Annotated in this window: 13 protein-coding genes; 8 read left to right on the top strand and 5 right to left on the bottom strand. The window is 64.1% G+C overall.

Annotation, left to right across the window (positions count from 1 at the left end):
* Positions 1–40 precede the first annotated feature (40 nt).
* Entirely contained in the window at positions 41–781 is a 741-nt protein-coding gene (locus tag NGR_RS13565; RefSeq protein WP_012707020.1) for a LuxR family transcriptional regulator, read from the bottom strand.
* A gap of 201 nt (positions 782–982) precedes the next feature.
* Positions 983–1,780 carry an IclR family transcriptional regulator gene (locus NGR_RS13560; protein WP_012707019.1) on the bottom strand — a complete coding sequence of 266 codons (798 nt, stop codon included), beginning with the start codon at positions 1,778–1,780 and terminating at the stop codon, positions 983–985.
* A 142-nt stretch (positions 1,781–1,922) separates the two neighbouring features.
* On the opposite strand from NGR_RS13560, the gene NGR_RS13555 reads away from it, so the two are divergent.
* From NGR_RS13555 to NGR_RS13530, 6 genes are all read left to right on the top strand, one after another.
* Positions 1,923–2,693 (top strand): SDR family NAD(P)-dependent oxidoreductase, encoded by a 771-nt coding sequence (locus NGR_RS13555; RefSeq protein WP_012707018.1) that lies wholly within the window; start codon positions 1,923–1,925, stop codon positions 2,691–2,693.
* Positions 2,693–3,610 (top strand): 2-dehydro-3-deoxygalactonokinase, encoded by a 918-nt coding sequence (locus tag NGR_RS13550; RefSeq protein WP_012707017.1) that lies wholly within the window; start codon positions 2,693–2,695, stop codon positions 3,608–3,610. The genes NGR_RS13555 and NGR_RS13550 overlap by 1 nt, the downstream gene beginning before the upstream one ends.
* A gap of 12 nt (positions 3,611–3,622) precedes the next feature.
* The gene (locus tag NGR_RS13545; protein WP_164924185.1) at positions 3,623–4,261 is read left to right on the top strand and encodes a 2-dehydro-3-deoxy-6-phosphogalactonate aldolase; all 639 of its coding nucleotides are present in this window, start codon (positions 3,623–3,625) and stop codon (positions 4,259–4,261) included.
* On the top strand, positions 4,258–5,142 hold the full coding sequence (locus tag NGR_RS13540) for an SMP-30/gluconolactonase/LRE family protein (RefSeq protein ID WP_012707015.1): 885 nt from the start codon (positions 4,258–4,260) through the stop codon (positions 5,140–5,142). Before NGR_RS13545 ends, NGR_RS13540 begins: the two co-directional genes overlap by 4 nt.
* A 126-nt stretch (positions 5,143–5,268) precedes the next feature.
* Positions 5,269–6,993, top strand: a complete 1,725-nt coding sequence (locus NGR_RS13535) for an IlvD/Edd family dehydratase (protein ID WP_012707014.1) — start codon at positions 5,269–5,271, stop codon at positions 6,991–6,993.
* A 469-nt stretch (positions 6,994–7,462) separates the two neighbouring features.
* Positions 7,463–8,080 carry a PRC-barrel domain-containing protein gene (locus NGR_RS13530; protein ID WP_164924585.1) on the top strand — a complete coding sequence of 206 codons (618 nt, stop codon included), beginning with the start codon at positions 7,463–7,465 and terminating at the stop codon, positions 8,078–8,080.
* A gap of 76 nt (positions 8,081–8,156) precedes the next feature.
* Here the strand turns inward: NGR_RS13530 and NGR_RS13525 are convergent, their stop codons facing one another.
* Positions 8,157–9,497, bottom strand: a complete 1,341-nt coding sequence (locus tag NGR_RS13525; protein WP_012707012.1) for a putative bifunctional diguanylate cyclase/phosphodiesterase — start codon at positions 9,495–9,497, stop codon at positions 8,157–8,159.
* Positions 9,498–9,922: 425 nt separating this feature from the next.
* Positions 9,923–11,647 (bottom strand): response regulator, encoded by a 1,725-nt coding sequence (locus NGR_RS13520; RefSeq protein ID WP_012707011.1) that lies wholly within the window; start codon positions 11,645–11,647, stop codon positions 9,923–9,925.
* A 371-nt stretch (positions 11,648–12,018) separates the two neighbouring features.
* Between NGR_RS13520 and mutL the strand changes: the two genes are divergently transcribed.
* Positions 12,019–13,821 carry a DNA mismatch repair endonuclease MutL gene (gene mutL / locus NGR_RS13515; protein ID WP_012707010.1) on the top strand — a complete coding sequence of 601 codons (1,803 nt, stop codon included), beginning with the start codon at positions 12,019–12,021 and terminating at the stop codon, positions 13,819–13,821.
* A 127-nt stretch (positions 13,822–13,948) separates the two neighbouring features.
* On the top strand, positions 13,949–14,182 hold the full coding sequence (locus tag NGR_RS13510) for a DUF2093 domain-containing protein (protein WP_012707009.1): 234 nt from the start codon (positions 13,949–13,951) through the stop codon (positions 14,180–14,182).
* Between the two features lie 24 nt (positions 14,183–14,206).
* On the opposite strand, the gene lpxK is transcribed toward NGR_RS13510, so the two are convergent.
* On the bottom strand, positions 14,207–15,247 hold the full coding sequence (lpxK, locus tag NGR_RS13505) for a tetraacyldisaccharide 4'-kinase (protein WP_012707008.1): 1,041 nt from the start codon (positions 15,245–15,247) through the stop codon (positions 14,207–14,209).
* Between the last annotated feature and the right edge of the window lie 76 nt (positions 15,248–15,323).

The following is a 15,323-nucleotide window of genomic DNA, read 5'->3' as shown; positions in this document are numbered from 1 at the left end:
GCGGCCGGACGCTTGGCGGGCCGCAGCGAGGCTTGTTCTACTAATTGATAAGGCCGGCCCGCATCGCCTTGGCGACCGTCTGAACCCGGTTGACGGAATCGAGCTTGCGGGTCGCCCGGTTCAGGTAATGGTTCACCGTGTATTCGGAAAGCGCCATGATTCGCGCCATCTCCACGGTCGTCTTCCCCGCCGCGGCCCAGCGCAGACATTCGATCTCACGCCGCGAAAGGCTGCCCGGCCGGCGTCGGTCGTGCGTCCTGACTTCGGAAAGCCGGCTATAGAGGAGCCCTGCCCAGAAATTCAGCGCCTGCATTTCGTCGCTCGAAACCACCTCCCTGTCTCCGCCAAAGGCGATCGCGGCGCGGCCTCCCTTTGCGTCGTGAACCGGAAGATAAAGGCCGCGCGGCATGCCGGCCGCCTCGAAGACGCTGATCGCGGCCTCGCCCTTGCCGTCCACGCGCCTGCGCGCCAAAAGATGCGCATCATAGGTGAAGGGGATGGTACTCCGGCGCAACCGCTGGATCACGGGGCTTCCCTCGATCAGGCCGGCGCTGTCATAGCGCCGCAGGAATTCCATCGGCCAAGAGGTGAGCAGCGCCTGCGCGGCAAGGCTGTGGCACCCGGAGTCCGGAATGGCCAGCACCATGAAGCCGCGAAATCCGAAAGCGTCCGAAATCTGGTCGAGAACGCGCTTGACATCGTCTTCATTGCCAATCGCGTCATTGATCGAGCGACCGTCGGGAAGGACCAGTGAAGTAATGTCCGCGTTGAAATCCATCATCGTTCCGCTCGCCTCCCGCAGCTTGCTCGCTCCGTTGCGAGTCCGGCTGGTTCACCGTCATAAACTTCTCTTAGCGCTTTCGCCAAGGACCAGATCCCGCGCGAGTCTGCAACCAGTCGTGGAAGCGGGTCTGGAAAGTTGAAGCTAGCGATCTATAGTCTCCACGTCCAGTCGAAACTTCTAATTTACCGTAAAGCAATGCTAGCGGCCGCCGCGCCCGGGCCCCAGCCGGATTCTGGCCTCCTCTTCGATCTTCGCCGCGGCGTTGCGCACATCCGCGGCCCAAGCCGCCAATTGCGTCATGGTGACGCGATAGGAAGGCCCGGTCACCGATACGCCGGCAACCAGCTCGTGTTCGCGAACGACGATTGGCGCCGCCACACAACAGATTTCGGCTTCATGCTCCTCGCGGTCGAAAGCATGTCCGTCGCGGCGAATCTCTTCAATTTCGGCAAGCAGCGAGATGGCCGAGCGATGCGTGCGCTGGGTGAACGGGACGAATTGCGTCTTTGCCGCGATTCGCTCCAGTTCGCCCTGGGCAAGGGATGACAGGGCCGCCTTGCCAATCCCCGTGCAATAGGCCGGCGAGGCCTTGCCGATCTGCGAACTCATGCGCACCGTCTGACGGCTTTCGACCTTGTCGACATAGATGATCTCGGTTTCGCGCAATATGCCGAGATGAACGGTTTCGCCGGTCAACTCATGCAGACGAAGCAGGTGCGGTTCGGCGATGTCGCGGAACTGGTTGCCGGACCAGGAGCGATAGGCAAGCTTCAGGAGGCGCAGCCCGGGTTCGTAGGAAAGATCGCCTCGCTGCACCAACAGGCCTTCATCGACGAGATGCCCGAGCAGCCGATGCAGCGTGCCGCGCGGCTGGCGGACGGATTGAAGGATATCGGTGAAGCGCTGCGGACGGTCGGCCGCCGCAACGGCCTCGAGAACAGCCAAGGCCTTACCCAGAGTGCCGGTCCCCGGCCCCTCGCTTTCCAGATCCGTCACGTTCGTACGCTCCACTTCATCAGCTTTCGCGCGCTTGCCACCTTGACAGGATAAAAGCCGTGGCGCGATAATTCCAGAAAATAAAACTCTGTTCCAAATAATGGAACTCAAAACCTGTCTATATTCAAGGAGAATCCGCTTGATGACGCCGCCAAGCAGTCAGTTTCCCGACTTGCGTGATCGCGGCGTGCTGGTGAGCGGCGGCGGATCCGGCATCGGCGCCGCTCTGGTCGAGGGCTTTCTGCGACAGGGGGCGCGCGTTGCCTTCATCGATATTGCCGAGGACTCAAGCCGGACGCTCGCGGACAAGCTTGCCGCCGAAACGGGGCAAAGGCCCGAATTCATTCACGCCGATCTCGCGGACGTCGAGCAGGCAAAAAACGCCGCGGATGCGGCCGTCGCGGCGCTCGGGCCGATTGGCGTGCTCGTCAACAATGCCGCACGGGACGACCGGCAGCCCCTCGAGGCGGTGACCAAGGAAAGCTGGGACGATAGCCTGGCGGTCAATCTCAGGCATTTCTTCTTCCTCTCCCAGGCGGTCGCGCCGCATATGCGACAGGCGGGCGGCGGGTCGATCATCAATTTCTCGTCGATCGCCTTCAAGCTGAACATGCCCGAAATACCTGCCTACGCAACGGCAAAGGCAGGTATCATCGGCCTTACCAAGTCGCTCGCCGGAAAGCTCGGGCCGGACAATATCCGCGTCAATGCCATCCTGCCCGGCATGATCGTCACCGAACGGCAGAGGCGGCTCTGGCTGACGGAGGAAACGATCGCCGGGATGCAGAACAGGCAGTGCCTGAAGCGGATGCTGGTTGCCGAAGATCTCGTCGGCCCCTGCCTCTTTCTGGCGTCGGATTGTTCGGGAGCAATGACGGCGCAGACCATGATCATCGATGGAGGGGTGTTTTGATGACGGCAGGCTACTATGCCGCGGTGGACTGGGGGACCTCGAGCTTCCGCTTGTGGCTCATCGGAGAAGACGGGGCAGCGCTCGCCGAGCGCCGCAGCGCGGAAGGCATGACGACCGCGGCAAGAACCGGCTTTCACGCCGTCCTCGACAGCCATCTGGCCGCCGTTTCGGCACCGGCCCACTTGCCGATCATCATCTGCGGCATGGCGGGCGCCCGCCAGGGCTGGAAAGAAGCCGGATATCTGGAAACGCCGGCAGCGCTTGGCGCCATCGCGGGACATGCGATCGCCGTTCCGGACGTGGATCGCGACATCCGCATCCTGCCGGGGCTGGCCCAGCGAGACGGCCGGCACCCGGATGTCATGCGCGGCGAGGAGACGCAACTGCTCGGCGCCGCCGGCATGCTCGATCACGGCCGGCACCTCGTGTGCATGCCGGGCACCCACAGCAAGTGGGTCCGGCTTTCCGGACAAACGGTCGACGGCTTTTCGACTTTCATGACCGGCGAATTGTTCGACGCCATCTCGAAGCATACGATTCTCAGCCATGCCGTGGCGGAGGCAGATGCCATTGCCGCCGACAGCGCGGCCTTTGCCGATGCGGTCACGCGGGCGCGGGAAAATCCGGCGCTGGCGACCAACCTCCTGTTCTCCGTCCGGGCCGGACAGTTGCTCCACGGCCTGAGCGCCGCCGACGCCAAGGCTCGCCTGTCCGGAACGCTGATCGGCCTGGAGATTGCCGGAGCGCTGGCATCGGCGGGCTCGGTAGACGGCATCTGCCTCGTCGGCTCCGGCAGGCTTGGTGCGCTCTATCGCTCGGCGCTCGAAAGCCAGGGGATCGCAGTCCGGCTTGTCGACGCCGACGAGGCGGTGCGGGCCGGCCTTTCGGCCGCTGCCCAAGCCATTTGGCCCCTTTGACGGAAGAAGATGATGAACCGCATCCCCTTGCCACCGATGAAATATCCGCTGATCGCGATTCTGCGCGGCCTGAAGCCAGAAGAGACCGGGAGCGTCGTCGGCGCCTTGATCGAGGCAGGCTTCACGGCGATCGAGATTCCGTTGAACTCGCCCGACCCGTTCCGCTCCATCGAAACCGCGGTGAAGATGGCGCCGGGCCATTGCCTCATCGGCGCCGGCACGGTGCTGACGACGGAGCAGGTTGAGCAGCTCGACGACGTCGGCGGGCGCCTCATGGTCAGCCCCAATGTCGAGCCGTCGGTCATTCGGCTTGCCGCGGCCAAGGGCATGGTGACGATGCCCGGCGTCTTCACGCCGACGGAAGCACTCGCGGCCGCCGCGGCGGGCGCGAGCGGACTGAAATTCTTCCCGGCGAGCGTCCTCGGCCCGTCCGGCATTGGTGCCATTCGGGCCGTGCTTCCGGGCGATTTGGAGATCGCCGCCGTCGGCGGCGTTTCGGAAACCAATTTCGGCGATTACGCCAAGATCGGCGTCCGCAGCTTCGGGCTCGGCTCGAGCCTCTACAAGCCGGGGATGAGCGCCGCGGATGTCAGGCAGCGGGCGGTGGCCACGCTCGCGGCCTATGACGCCGTCTATGGAGGCCCGCGATGACCGACCTTGTTCCCTTTTCCGGTCGCATCGTTTGCGACTTCGCGTCCGAACTCGGTGAAGGCCCGACCTATGACCCCGCGACCGACACCGCCTGGTGGTTCAACATCAAAGGGCAGGAACTGCACGAGCTTCATCTCGACAGCGGACGCAAGACGATTCACCCGCTGCCCTTTCTCGGCAGCGTGCTCGCCACCATCGATCCCGGCCTGCAATTGATCGCCTCGGACCAGGGGCTCTTCGTGCGCGACACGGCAAGCTTCGAGCTCAGCCCCTTCGCGGCGCTCGAAGACAAGCCGGGCAACCGCTCCAATGACGGGCGCGTCCATGCCTCGGGCTCACTCTGGATCGGCACCATGGGGCGCAGGGCCGAGAAGCACGCGGGCGCGATCTACCACGTCGCCGGCAACCGGGTAACGAAGCTCTACGGCAATATCACCATCCCGAACGGCATCTGCTTTTCGCCGGATGGCGCCACCGCCTATTTCACCGACACGGACGTCAATCACCTGATGCGCGTCTCGATCGATCCGGCCACCGGGCTGCCGACCGGCGATCCGGCCGTTCTTTCCGACGAGAGCGCCGCACCGGGCGGGATCGACGGCTCGGTCTGCGATGCCGATGGCTTGATCTGGAATTCCCGCTGGGGTGCCGGCGCCGTCGAGGTGTACAAGCCCGACGGCCGAAAGGTGGCCCGCTACGCCGTGCCGGCGACGCAGCCGAGTTGCCCGGCCTTCATCGGCACGAAAGCGGACCGGCTGCTGGTCACCTCGGCATGGCAGGATCTCGACGACGCGGCACGCTCGGCCGACCCGAACGCCGGCAAGACCTTCGAGCTCGGCATTGAAGTCAAGGGCCGCTTCGAGCCGGCGTTCCAGCTCTAGTGCCAGGACCGCTGGCGGAGATCGGCCTCTCTTTCGGACCCAAATCAGAACAAATGCTGGCGGCGCCGAGAAAAAGTCATACAATTAATTCATGCGGTGAATCGCGCATCGAAAGGGAGTGCTCGGATGAGCGATAAGAAGAAAGAACTGAGAAGCCGACACTGGTACGGCGGCACCCACAAGGACGGCTTCATTCACCGGTCCTGGATGAAAAACCAGGGCTTTCCGGACCATGTCTTCGATGGCCGGCCGATCATCGGCATCTGCAACACCTGGTCGGAGCTGACGCCGTGCAACAGCCACCTGCGCATTCTTGCAGAGGGCGTCAAACGCGGCGTGTGGGAGGCCGGCGGCTTCCCGGTCGAATTTCCCGTCTCGTCGCTCGGCGAAACGCAGATGCGGCCGACCGCCATGCTGTTCCGCAATCTCCTGGCGATGGACGTCGAAGAGGCAATCCGCGCCTACGGCATCGACGGCGTGGTGCTGCTCGGCGGCTGCGACAAGACGACGCCGGGCCAGTTGATGGGCGCGGCCTCCGTCGACCTGCCGACGATCGTCGTCTCCTCCGGTCCGATGCTCAACGGCAAATGGAAGGGCAAGGACATCGGTTCGGGTACCGATGTGTGGAAGTTCTCGGAAGCCGTGCGTGCCGGCGAAATGAGCCTGCAGGAATTCATGGCCGCCGAAAGCGGCATGTCGCGCTCGCCGGGCGTGTGCATGACGATGGGCACGGCAACCACCATGGCCTCTGTAGTCGAGGCGATGGGCCTATCGCTGCCGACCAATGCGGCGCTGCCGGCCGTCGATGCGCGCCGCATGGCGCTGGCGCACATGACCGGCAAGCGGATCGTCGACATGGTGCACGAGGACTTGAGGCTGTCGAAAGTCCTGACGCGAAAGAACTTCGAGAACGGCATCATCGCCAATGCCGCCGTCGGCGGCTCGACCAACGCCGTCGTCCATCTCCTGGCGATTGCCGGACGCGCCGGTGTCGATCTCTGTCTCGAGGATTTCGACCGCGTCGGCGGCCAGGTGCCCTGCATCGTCAACTGCATGCCGTCCGGCAAGTACCTGATCGAAGACCTCGCCTATGCGGGCGGCCTGCCGGCGGTGATGAACCGCATCCAGCACCTGATGCATGCCGACGCGCCGACGGTGTTCGGCGTGCCGATCAGCAAATATTGGGAAGGGGCCGAGGTCTACAACGACGACGTCATCCGTCCGCTCGACAATCCGCTCCGCGCCGCCGCCGGCATCCGGGTGCTGAAGGGCAATCTGGCGCCGAACGGCGCGGTGATCAAACCGTCGGCGGCAAGCGAGCACCTGCTTGCCCATGAAGGGCCGGCCTATGTCTTCGAGACGATCGAGGACCTCAAGGCGAAGATCGACGATCCGGACCTGCCGGTCACCGAGGATACGATCCTCGTGCTGAAGGGTTGCGGCCCGAAGGGCTATCCCGGCATGGCCGAGGTCGGCAACATGCCGATCCCGCGCCGTCTCGTGGAAAAGGGTGTTCGCGACATGGTGCGCATCTCGGATGCGCGGATGTCCGGCACCGCTTTCGGCACCGTCGTTCTGCATGTCAGCCCCGAAGCCAATGCGGGTGGCCCGCTGGCGATCGTCAAGACCGGCGACCGCATCCGGCTCGACTCCATGAAGGGCGAATTGAACCTCCTGATCAGCGAGGAGGAGTTCGCAAACCGCATGGCAGCCTGGCAGCCGCCGGAGCAGAAATGGCAGCGCGGCTATTACAAGCTCTATCACGACACCGTGCTGCAGGCCGACAAGGGTGCCGATCTCGATTTCCTCGTTGGCAACAGCGGTAGCGAGGTGCATCGCGAAAGCCACTAGAGCGGGATGAGGAAAAGTGTGTGTGGTTTTCCGCCCGCATCCCGCTCCTATTGGAATCGATCACGTTCATGATTTTGAGTCGATCCGACCTAAAATCATCGTGATCCAGAGCATTTTGCAGTCAGGTGGAGGCACCTGACGTCGCACAAATGCGGCAAAAACAAAGGTTTAGAGCGGCGGCGCGAACGTATGTGAGTGCATCCCGCTACTCAAGAACTGTTCTTCAGGATACATCGCGCCGCGTGTCGATTTCGACGCGCGGCGTTTCTTTTTCATCTGAGGTGCCAACCGACCTTTGTATCGCCAGGTTGCAGCCATTTGGAAGCGAAGACAACCACCAGCTTTAGATTTTGATTTTTTCCGGAACAGTTTCGGCTGCCGGACGTTGCTTGAGTACCACCGGCGCGGCGCAATCGGGAGTCCCGAGGCTGCGCCTTGTCCGACAACGTCAACGAAAGGCAAGATTGATATGACTGACAAATTTATATCTTCCGTTGCCGCCGGCGCGCTTCTCGTGGGCGTTGCCGTCGCTCCGATGAGCTTCGCGCAGGAAACCACTACACCACCTCCCGCCCCGGCTCCCGAAACACAGACCATGGAGCCCGCAGCTCCGGCCCCGGCTGACCAGGCACAGACGCCGGCACCGGCAGACAAGTCGACCGATATGGCGGCAGCCGGTTCCTATCTGACGGAGCAGGCCGAGGACCAGATTTCCGCCAACACCTATATCGGTCAGTCGGTTTATAACGCCAATGACGAAAGCATCGGCGAGATCAACGACCTGATCATCAAGAAGGAAGGCGGTGTCGCTGCTGCCGTCGTCGGCGTCGGCGGATTCCTCGGAATCGGTGAGAAAAACGTCGCGGTGCCGTTCGAGAGCATCGAAGTCACCGAGCAGCCCGACTCTGATGCGCTGAAGCTGACGACAACCGAAACGGCGGAATCCCTGAAGGGCGCGCCGGAATTCAAGACGAAGTCGCAGCTGATGGCCGAACGCAACGCGGCGCAGCCGGTTGACACATCGACCACGTCGGCTACCGGCACAACCCCGGCGCCGGCACCGGCCGAACCGGCACCTCAGCAGTAGGCAAGTCCTAGACCGACGAAATGGAGCGGCGCCGAATGGCGCCGCTCTCATTTTATCCTTGCAGGGCGCGCGAGCGTCAGCGCGCCGCAGCGGGTTCGCGGTGACGGTCCGAGAGATAGCGCAAGGTGGCGACCGCATCGGCCGGCTTGCCGTAGAAGTAGCCCTGTCCCATGCCGCAGCCGAGCGCTTTCAACTTCAGCACTTCGGAAATGTCCTCGATGCCCTCGGCGACCACCTCGAGCTCGAGGCCCTCGCACATTGATACGATCGCCTTGACAATATGTTCGGAGGCCCGATCGGCTGAAATCCGCGAGACGAAGGCGCGGTCGATCTTGACCTTGTCGAAGGAGAAATCACGCAGCCGGCAAAGGCTCGATTGGCCGGTGCCGAAATCGTCGAGCGAAACGCGCACGCCGGCGGCCCGCAATTCGGAGACGATCTTCTGGGCCACATCGGCATCCGCCATCACAGCGGTTTCGGTGATCTCCAGTTCGAGGCGGCGCGGGTCGAGGCCGACCTGGTGGACGATCGCCAGGAGGCGGCCGCTCGTCGCCGGGTCCATCAATTGCGCAGACGACAGGTTGAAGGAGAGAAACAATTCCTTCGGCCACGCCAGCGCCGTCTGTGCCGCCTTGCGCAGCAGCATTTCGGCAAGCGCCTCGATGAAGCCGCGCTCCTCCGCCAGCGGCACGAAGACGGACGGCGAGACGTAGCCGAACTCCGGATCACACCACCTGGCAAGCGCTTCGAAACCAACGACGCCGTCGTTGCGAAGGTCGACGATCGGCTGGAAGTGGACGTCGATCTCTTCAGCGATGATCGCGTTGCGCAAAGCCTGCTCAAGCTGCGTCGCCCGCTTCATCTCCTGGGCGATCTCCTGCGAGTAGACCGTAATCTGGCCGCGGCCGCGGCGTTTCGAACGGTAAAGCGCCGTGTCGGCGCTTTTCAAAAGATCCTCGAATTCGGCACCGGCAAAGGGATAGACGGCAAAGCCGAACGAGGCGGACAGCCGAACGGTGCGGTCGCCGAGATCGAAGGGAGCAGAGAGGATTTCCTTCAGCATCTGGCCAAGCTTCTCGGCGCTCTTGCGCTCGAAGACCAGCGGCAGCACGAGGGCGAACTCGTCGTCGGCCGTGCGGATCACCGTCGCCCCTTCCGGAACGCAGGCCGTCAATCTCTGCGCCACCTGGCGAAGGATGCGATCGCCTGCCTCCGGCCCGAAAAGATCGTTGATCGGCTTGAAGCCATCGAGATTGGCCAGGCCGATCGTGAACGGGGCGGGATCGCTGGCGCGCTCGGCGGCAAGCTCGCATACCTTGTGTCGCAATTGCTGTGCATTGCCCAGGCCCGTCAACGGATCGACGAAGGGCAGCCTGTCCGGACCGCGGCGGTCGCTGGCAAGCTCGGCGAGAATCATTGCGATGCGCTCCCGGCCGGAGCGCGCGCCGGCGCCGAACGCAGCACGCCCTTTCGGTCGGGACCGATGTCCGGGCGGGGAAGTAGCTGCTTGGCCGACGTGCTCATTCCTGTAGTGCTCAACTCTTGCAGCCTTGGAGCGACACCGCGCGTACCAGGCGCGAGGCTTGCCGCAGATTTCCAACGACTGGGCTGTTTCTCCCGGGTGTGGCGCCGATGAAGGAACCTTGCAGCGAACGATGACAATCGGCGGTTAACAATCCGATAGCGACTGACCGTCAAATCTATGGTGCCGGGGCCCGTCGCTGGCGCTACTACAGCGCCGCGCGTCCAATCGGACGCGCCAAGGTCGCTGTAGCACTTTGAAATGCTGCATGATTTTGTCCCTAAATCGATTCCGATTTAAGGAATCATGCAGTAGCCGATTTAGGCCGTCAGCCGCACGGTGGCGGGACGCATATGTTTCCGCAGCAGCGCCTCGATCATATCTGGACTGATCGGCTTCATGATGTGATCGTCCATTCCCGACGCCTCGCACCGCTTAAGGTCGATGTCCAGGGCCTGCGCGGTGACCGCAATGATCGGCGTGCGGCGTCCTGTCTGGCTTTCCGCGTCGCGGATGGCAGCTGCGGCTTCGAAGCCGTTCATGACCGGCATCGATATGTCCATCAGAACGAGAGACGGCTGGAGCTCTTGCCAGAGTTCAACTGCTTCCCGGCCGTTCGCGGCAATCCGATAGGAGACGCCGAGACCGTCCAGTATCTGCGCGAAAACGAACTGGTTGATCTGATTATCCTCGGCAACGAGCACCTCGACTTCGGATGCACTTGTGCGGGCCGTCGCATCCCCTTCGAAAGAGACCTCCCAATCCGCCGGCGGAAAATGCGAGCGCGCCTGATGCCGGTCGGTGCAAGCCTTGAAGATTTCACCGAGCAGGGTCGTCGCATCGGCTTGCGAGGAGACTTCGAGCACCGGGCAGGTCTTCCACCCGGCGAGGATCGCGTCCCTGGCCGGCAAAGCGGTATCCAGCGCCAGAATATCGAGCTTCACGCCGCAGTCCCCGGCGGTGGCGGCAAAAGCATCGAGCTCTTCCCGATTTCGCACGGCGCAGGCGTCGAGGCCCGAACCGCGCAGCCGGGCGACGATCCGATCCTCCATTTCCCTGTCCGCCGTCGCCAGGAGCACCCGCAGACCGCGGGCCGGCAGCGTCTCGATCATCGAACCGGCGTCGACGAGTTGCTGGACGTTCAACGCCCGGAACGGATCATAGAAATTCTGGGCCGGCGTGAAGATGCTGTAGTCGCGGATCTGCAGCCCCGAATTGCCGCCGCCATCTTCCGCGCCGTGATACCAGGCGGCTATGTCGGTCACGTCGTTCATGCAGGTGACGACGAAGTGGCGCCCCGGCACGCCGACGCGATACTTGCGCGTCACGACCCACAGGTCGCTGCCGTCGGCACGGACGATATGTTCCGCCTCCGAGTGCGGCCTGCCGGTCGCCAGCACATGTCGATCCGACTGCTCGAAGCGTTCCGCAAGCTCGGCGTCCACGACATCCCAGGCCGAACGACCGAGGATCGCCTCCGGCGCCACGTCATGAATGGCGCAGAAAGCCTTGTTCGCAGCGATATAGTTCAGATTGCGGTCCTTGACGCAGATGGGATTGGGCTGGGCATCGAGAATCTGCTCGGTGAGTTCGACGCGCTCGAGGTCGGTATGGAGCTGTTCCTCGCGCTTCTTCTGGTCGGAGACGTCGCTGACCGACAAAATGCCCATGCCGCTCGACAGGCGGCGCTTGCGCAGGCAGATCCAGCGTGTGCGGCCGGCCCGCTCGACGCTTTCGTAGCGCTCGCGCCAATGGAGGCCCATTTGCTCGGCGATCCAGTCCTCGCGGTTCGCACGGCGACGGCTGCTTTCGGGAAGGGTTCCTGGGCGCAAACCGGTGTCGTAGACCGCCCCGAGGAAATCGCGAAGCCGCGTGCCGGGCTTCAGCAGATGAGGCTGAACGGGAAAGAACTGCAGCATCGAGGCGCTGGCATGGAGGATCGTGTCGTCCCGCCCGCAGACGAGCAGCGCAAGGCCAAGCGCGTCGCAACTCGACTCCAGAACGATCCTGCTGATGTCCGCGCCGCCCGACGCCACATCGTTCATTGCACTGCCCTCGTCTCGCCGGCTGCATGAGTCTTCTTGGAGTCATACAGCAATCTTGCATGTCGCAGCACCTGCGCCTGGACGCGGCGCTGCAGCGGCGGTTTTGTTGCGGGACATGCTGGCTGGCCGGTTGACGGCACTCTTCGGGCGGGATCCGGGCGGCGTCCAGCAACGCCGCGGTGCTCCAAAGAACGAAACCCGTTATCATTCAGGTTGTTGTGGAAAATCGCAGCAGAACGTTAAGGCCGAATTAAACCGGCTTCCCAAATTTGCCGATCTTCCGCACGACGGGCGCCAGTTTGCGTCTCCCCACCGATTGCGAGCGCGCGGAAGCCCCTTCCCCTCCTTCGCCGAATCCTGGAAAATGGGCCATGGCCATCAAGCAACTCTCGGAAACGCTCATCAACCAGATCGCCGCCGGTGAAGTCATCGAGCGGCCCGCCAGCGCCGCCAAGGAGCTGATCGAAAATGCCCTCGACGCCGGCGCAACCAGGATCGAGGTGGCGACGGCCGGCGGCGGCAAGACGCTGCTCCGGGTGACCGACAACGGCAACGGCATGTCGCCCGCCGATCTCGAACTGGCGATCCGCCGGCATTGCACGTCCAAGATTGACGACACGCTTACGGACATCCGCACCCTCGGCTTCCGCGGCGAAGCCCTCCCCTCGATAGGGTCGGTGGCGCGTCTGTCGATCACCACGCGAACGGCGGGTGCCAGGGAGGGGGCGGCGATCTCGGTGATCGGCGGCAAGACGGAGTCGGTCCGCCCCTCGCCCGCCAATGTCGGGACCGTCGTCGAGGTGCGCGACCTTTTCTTCGCTACACCGGCGCGGCTCAAGTTCATGAAAACGGAAAAGGCCGAAGCCGCGGCGATTTCCGAAGTCGTCCGCCGCATGGCGATCGCCTTTCCGAAGGTGCGGTTCGTGGTATCCGGTTCGGATCGCTCGACGCTCGAATTTCCGGCGACGGGCGACGATCGGTTGGCGCGCATGGCGCAGGTGCTGGGCAAGGACTTTCGTGACAATGCCATCGGGATCGATGCGGAACGCGAAGAGGCGCGGCTCAGCGGATTTGCCGGCGTGCCGACCTTCAACCGCGGCAACTCGCTGCAGCAATATGCCTTCGTCAACGGCCGGCCGGTGCAGGACAAGCTGATCCTCTCCGCCATCCGCGCCGCTTACGCCGAAACCATTCCGCAAGGGCGCTATCCGGTCGCCGTGCTCTCCATTGCGCTCGACCCCGCGCTCGTCGACGTCAACGTCCATCCGGCCAAATCGGATGTCCGTTTCCGCGATCCCGGGCTGATCCGCGGGCTGATCATCGGGGCGATCCGCGAGGCTTTGTCGCGCGGCGGCGACCGGGCGGCGACGACCGGCGCCCAGGGAATGATGCGCTCCTTCCGTCCGGAAGCGTATCGAGCCGAGCCGCACAGAGCGCAGGCGCCCTGGACGGCGGCCACCTCGCCCTATCGGCCGATGCGGTTCGACGAGCCCGCCCGCGGCTTTGCCGAGGCCCCGCAAGCGGCATTCCAGGAATTTGCGCAGCCGGCGGCGCGCCCCGCCGAGACGGCGCCGAATGGCACGGTCGAGCCCGCATTCCCGCTCGGTGCCGCACGCGCGCAGCTCCACGAGAATTATATCGTCGCCCAGACTGAAGAAGGCCTCGTCATCGTCGACCAGCATGCCGCGCATGAACGTCTCGTCTTCGAGGCGATGCGGACGGCGCTGCATTCGCGGCCGGTGCCTGCACAGGCGCTGCTCATTCCCGAAATCGTCGATCTCGCCGAGGACGACTGCGACCGGCTGATGGCGCATGCGGAGGAATTCCTGCGGCTCGGACTTTCGATCGAGCGTTTCGGGCCGGGGGCGATCGCCGTGCGCGAAACGCCGGCGATGCTCGGCGAGATGGACGCTTCAGGGCTTGTGAGACAGCTCGCCGACGAACTTGCCGAATGGGACACCGCCAATGGCCTTGCCGGGCGGCTCGACTATCTCGCCGCGACCATGGCGTGCCATGGCTCCGTCCGCTCCGGTCGGCGGATGCGGCCCGAAGAGATGAACGCGCTGCTCCGCCAGATGGAGGCGACACCGGGATCGGGGCAGTGCAACCACGGCCGGCCGACCTATATCGAGCTCAAGCTTGCCGATATAGAACGGCTCTTCGGCCGGAGTTGAATACCGGCCGCGGTGGAACGCGAAGCGAAGTCGCGGCCACGATGGCGGCGGATTCGGAATCCCACTGGTCTTTTCGCGGTGGGCGGGATAGATCAAGTGACAGGCATTGACGAGGCAAGTGCGCAAAATGATGAACCGTTTTGACGGAAATTCCTCTCGCGAAGCGAAAATCCGGTATCTCGACGGCGACTTTCAGATCGTACTGGCCGGCTCGCATGTCGTCTGCGCCATGACCGGCAAGGCCATTCCGGTCGACGAGCTTCGCTATTGGAGCGTCTCGAGGCAGGAGCCCTATATCGACGCGGACGCCTCGCTGGAGGCGGAACGGCGCGCCGGGGCGCTGCCGAGGCAACAGGCCTGACGGGCCGGCTTCCGAGTAAGGCTTTCAGCCCTTCCCATTTGCCCGCAATTTGCGCGCTCGCGCCGCGGCAAGCGTCGCGTCGATGATCTTGGCGGGCGCCAGCGGATCGTCGAAACGCACCTCGATTTCGATGACCCTGCTTTTGGCGGCCAGCTCCGCGGCCCGTCCGTGGCCGGGCTCGAGGCGGACCATGTCCTTGGCCGTCGTCACCAGCGTGTAGCCCTGGCTTGCGGCGCGATCGATGAGATCGGCAATCTCGTCGTCTGAAAAATGGTGATGGTCCGGGAAGCTGCGCGTCTCTTCGACGATCGCCCCTGCGTCGCGGACCGTCCGGTAGAACTTCTCCGGATCGGCAATGCCGGCCCAGGCCAGCACCTTGACGCCGGACATTGATCCGTCATCGAGCCGCACCGTGTCGGCGACGTAGATGGCCTTGCCGGCGCGCGCCGCCCGGCGGATCAGGCGATCGGCGGCCGGACCGTGGCCGATCTTCAGAAGCGCCGTGGCGTGCCGAAGCTGATCGGCGATCGGCGCCCGAACCGGGCCGGACGGCACGAGATGGCCGTTGCCGATGCCGCGCATCGAATCGATCACCAGCAGCGCGAAATCGAAGGTAAGGCGGGCACTCTGGAAGCCATCATCCATGATGATGATGTCGGCACCCTCGGCGGCGAGCCTGCGGGCGCCGTCGACACGACGGCGGCAAACGACCGTCAGGGCCTCGCGCGCCAGCAGCAGCGGTTCATCGCCGACGTCCCGGGCTCGGTGATGGCCGGGATCGACGACCGTCGTGACGTCCAGGGAGCCGCCGTAACCGCGGCTCAGGAAACCCGGCTTCAGCCCCCGCGCCTTGGCGGCCTGCGCCAGCGCGATGGCCGTCGGCGTCTTGCCGGCCCCGCCGACCGTGAAGTTGCCGACGCAGATGAGCGGCACGGGCGGCATGGCGCGGCGCGCCCGGTCCATGCGGATTGCCGCGACGCGGCCGTAAGCCCAGGCGAAGGGCCAGAGCGCATAGGCCCGCCAATCGGCCTTTGTCCACCAGAACGGAGGCGCTTCGGAAACCATTTTCGAGTGTCTTGCCTCCGCGGCTCTTGCTGCTCCATGCGCCGCGAGGCGCTGCCGGCCGTGCTCTTGCGGGCCG

This window comes from Sinorhizobium fredii NGR234 (genome assembly GCF_000018545.1).
GTDB lineage: Bacteria > Pseudomonadota > Alphaproteobacteria > Rhizobiales > Rhizobiaceae > Sinorhizobium > Sinorhizobium fredii_A.
Note: the sequence above shows the minus strand (reverse complement) of the source record. Positions and strands in the feature narration are given on the sequence as shown.

Bases quoted from the DNA above. Each gene is read 5' to 3' on its own strand.
- NGR_RS13565 (WP_012707020.1), bottom strand. From the start codon at position 781: ATGATGGATTTCAACGCGGACATTACTTCACTGGTCCTTCCCGACGGT.
- NGR_RS13555 (WP_012707018.1), top strand. From the start codon at position 1,923: ATGACGCCGCCAAGCAGTCAGTTTCCCGACTTGCGTGATCGCGGCGTG.
- NGR_RS13550 (WP_012707017.1), top strand. From the start codon at position 2,693: ATGACGGCAGGCTACTATGCCGCGGTGGACTGGGGGACCTCGAGCTTC.
- NGR_RS13545 (WP_164924185.1), top strand. From the start codon at position 3,623: ATGAACCGCATCCCCTTGCCACCGATGAAATATCCGCTGATCGCGATT.
- NGR_RS13540 (WP_012707015.1), top strand. From the start codon at position 4,258: ATGACCGACCTTGTTCCCTTTTCCGGTCGCATCGTTTGCGACTTCGCG.
- NGR_RS13535 (WP_012707014.1), top strand. From the start codon at position 5,269: ATGAGCGATAAGAAGAAAGAACTGAGAAGCCGACACTGGTACGGCGGC.
- NGR_RS13530 (WP_164924585.1), top strand. From the start codon at position 7,463: ATGACTGACAAATTTATATCTTCCGTTGCCGCCGGCGCGCTTCTCGTG.
- NGR_RS13525 (WP_012707012.1), bottom strand. From the start codon at position 9,497: ATGATTCTCGCCGAGCTTGCCAGCGACCGCCGCGGTCCGGACAGGCTG.
- NGR_RS13520 (WP_012707011.1), bottom strand. From the start codon at position 11,647: ATGAACGATGTGGCGTCGGGCGGCGCGGACATCAGCAGGATCGTTCTG.
- mutL (WP_012707010.1), top strand. From the start codon at position 12,019: ATGGCCATCAAGCAACTCTCGGAAACGCTCATCAACCAGATCGCCGCC.
- NGR_RS13510 (WP_012707009.1), top strand. From the start codon at position 13,949: ATGATGAACCGTTTTGACGGAAATTCCTCTCGCGAAGCGAAAATCCGG.
- lpxK (WP_012707008.1), bottom strand. From the start codon at position 15,247: ATGGTTTCCGAAGCGCCTCCGTTCTGGTGGACAAAGGCCGATTGGCGG.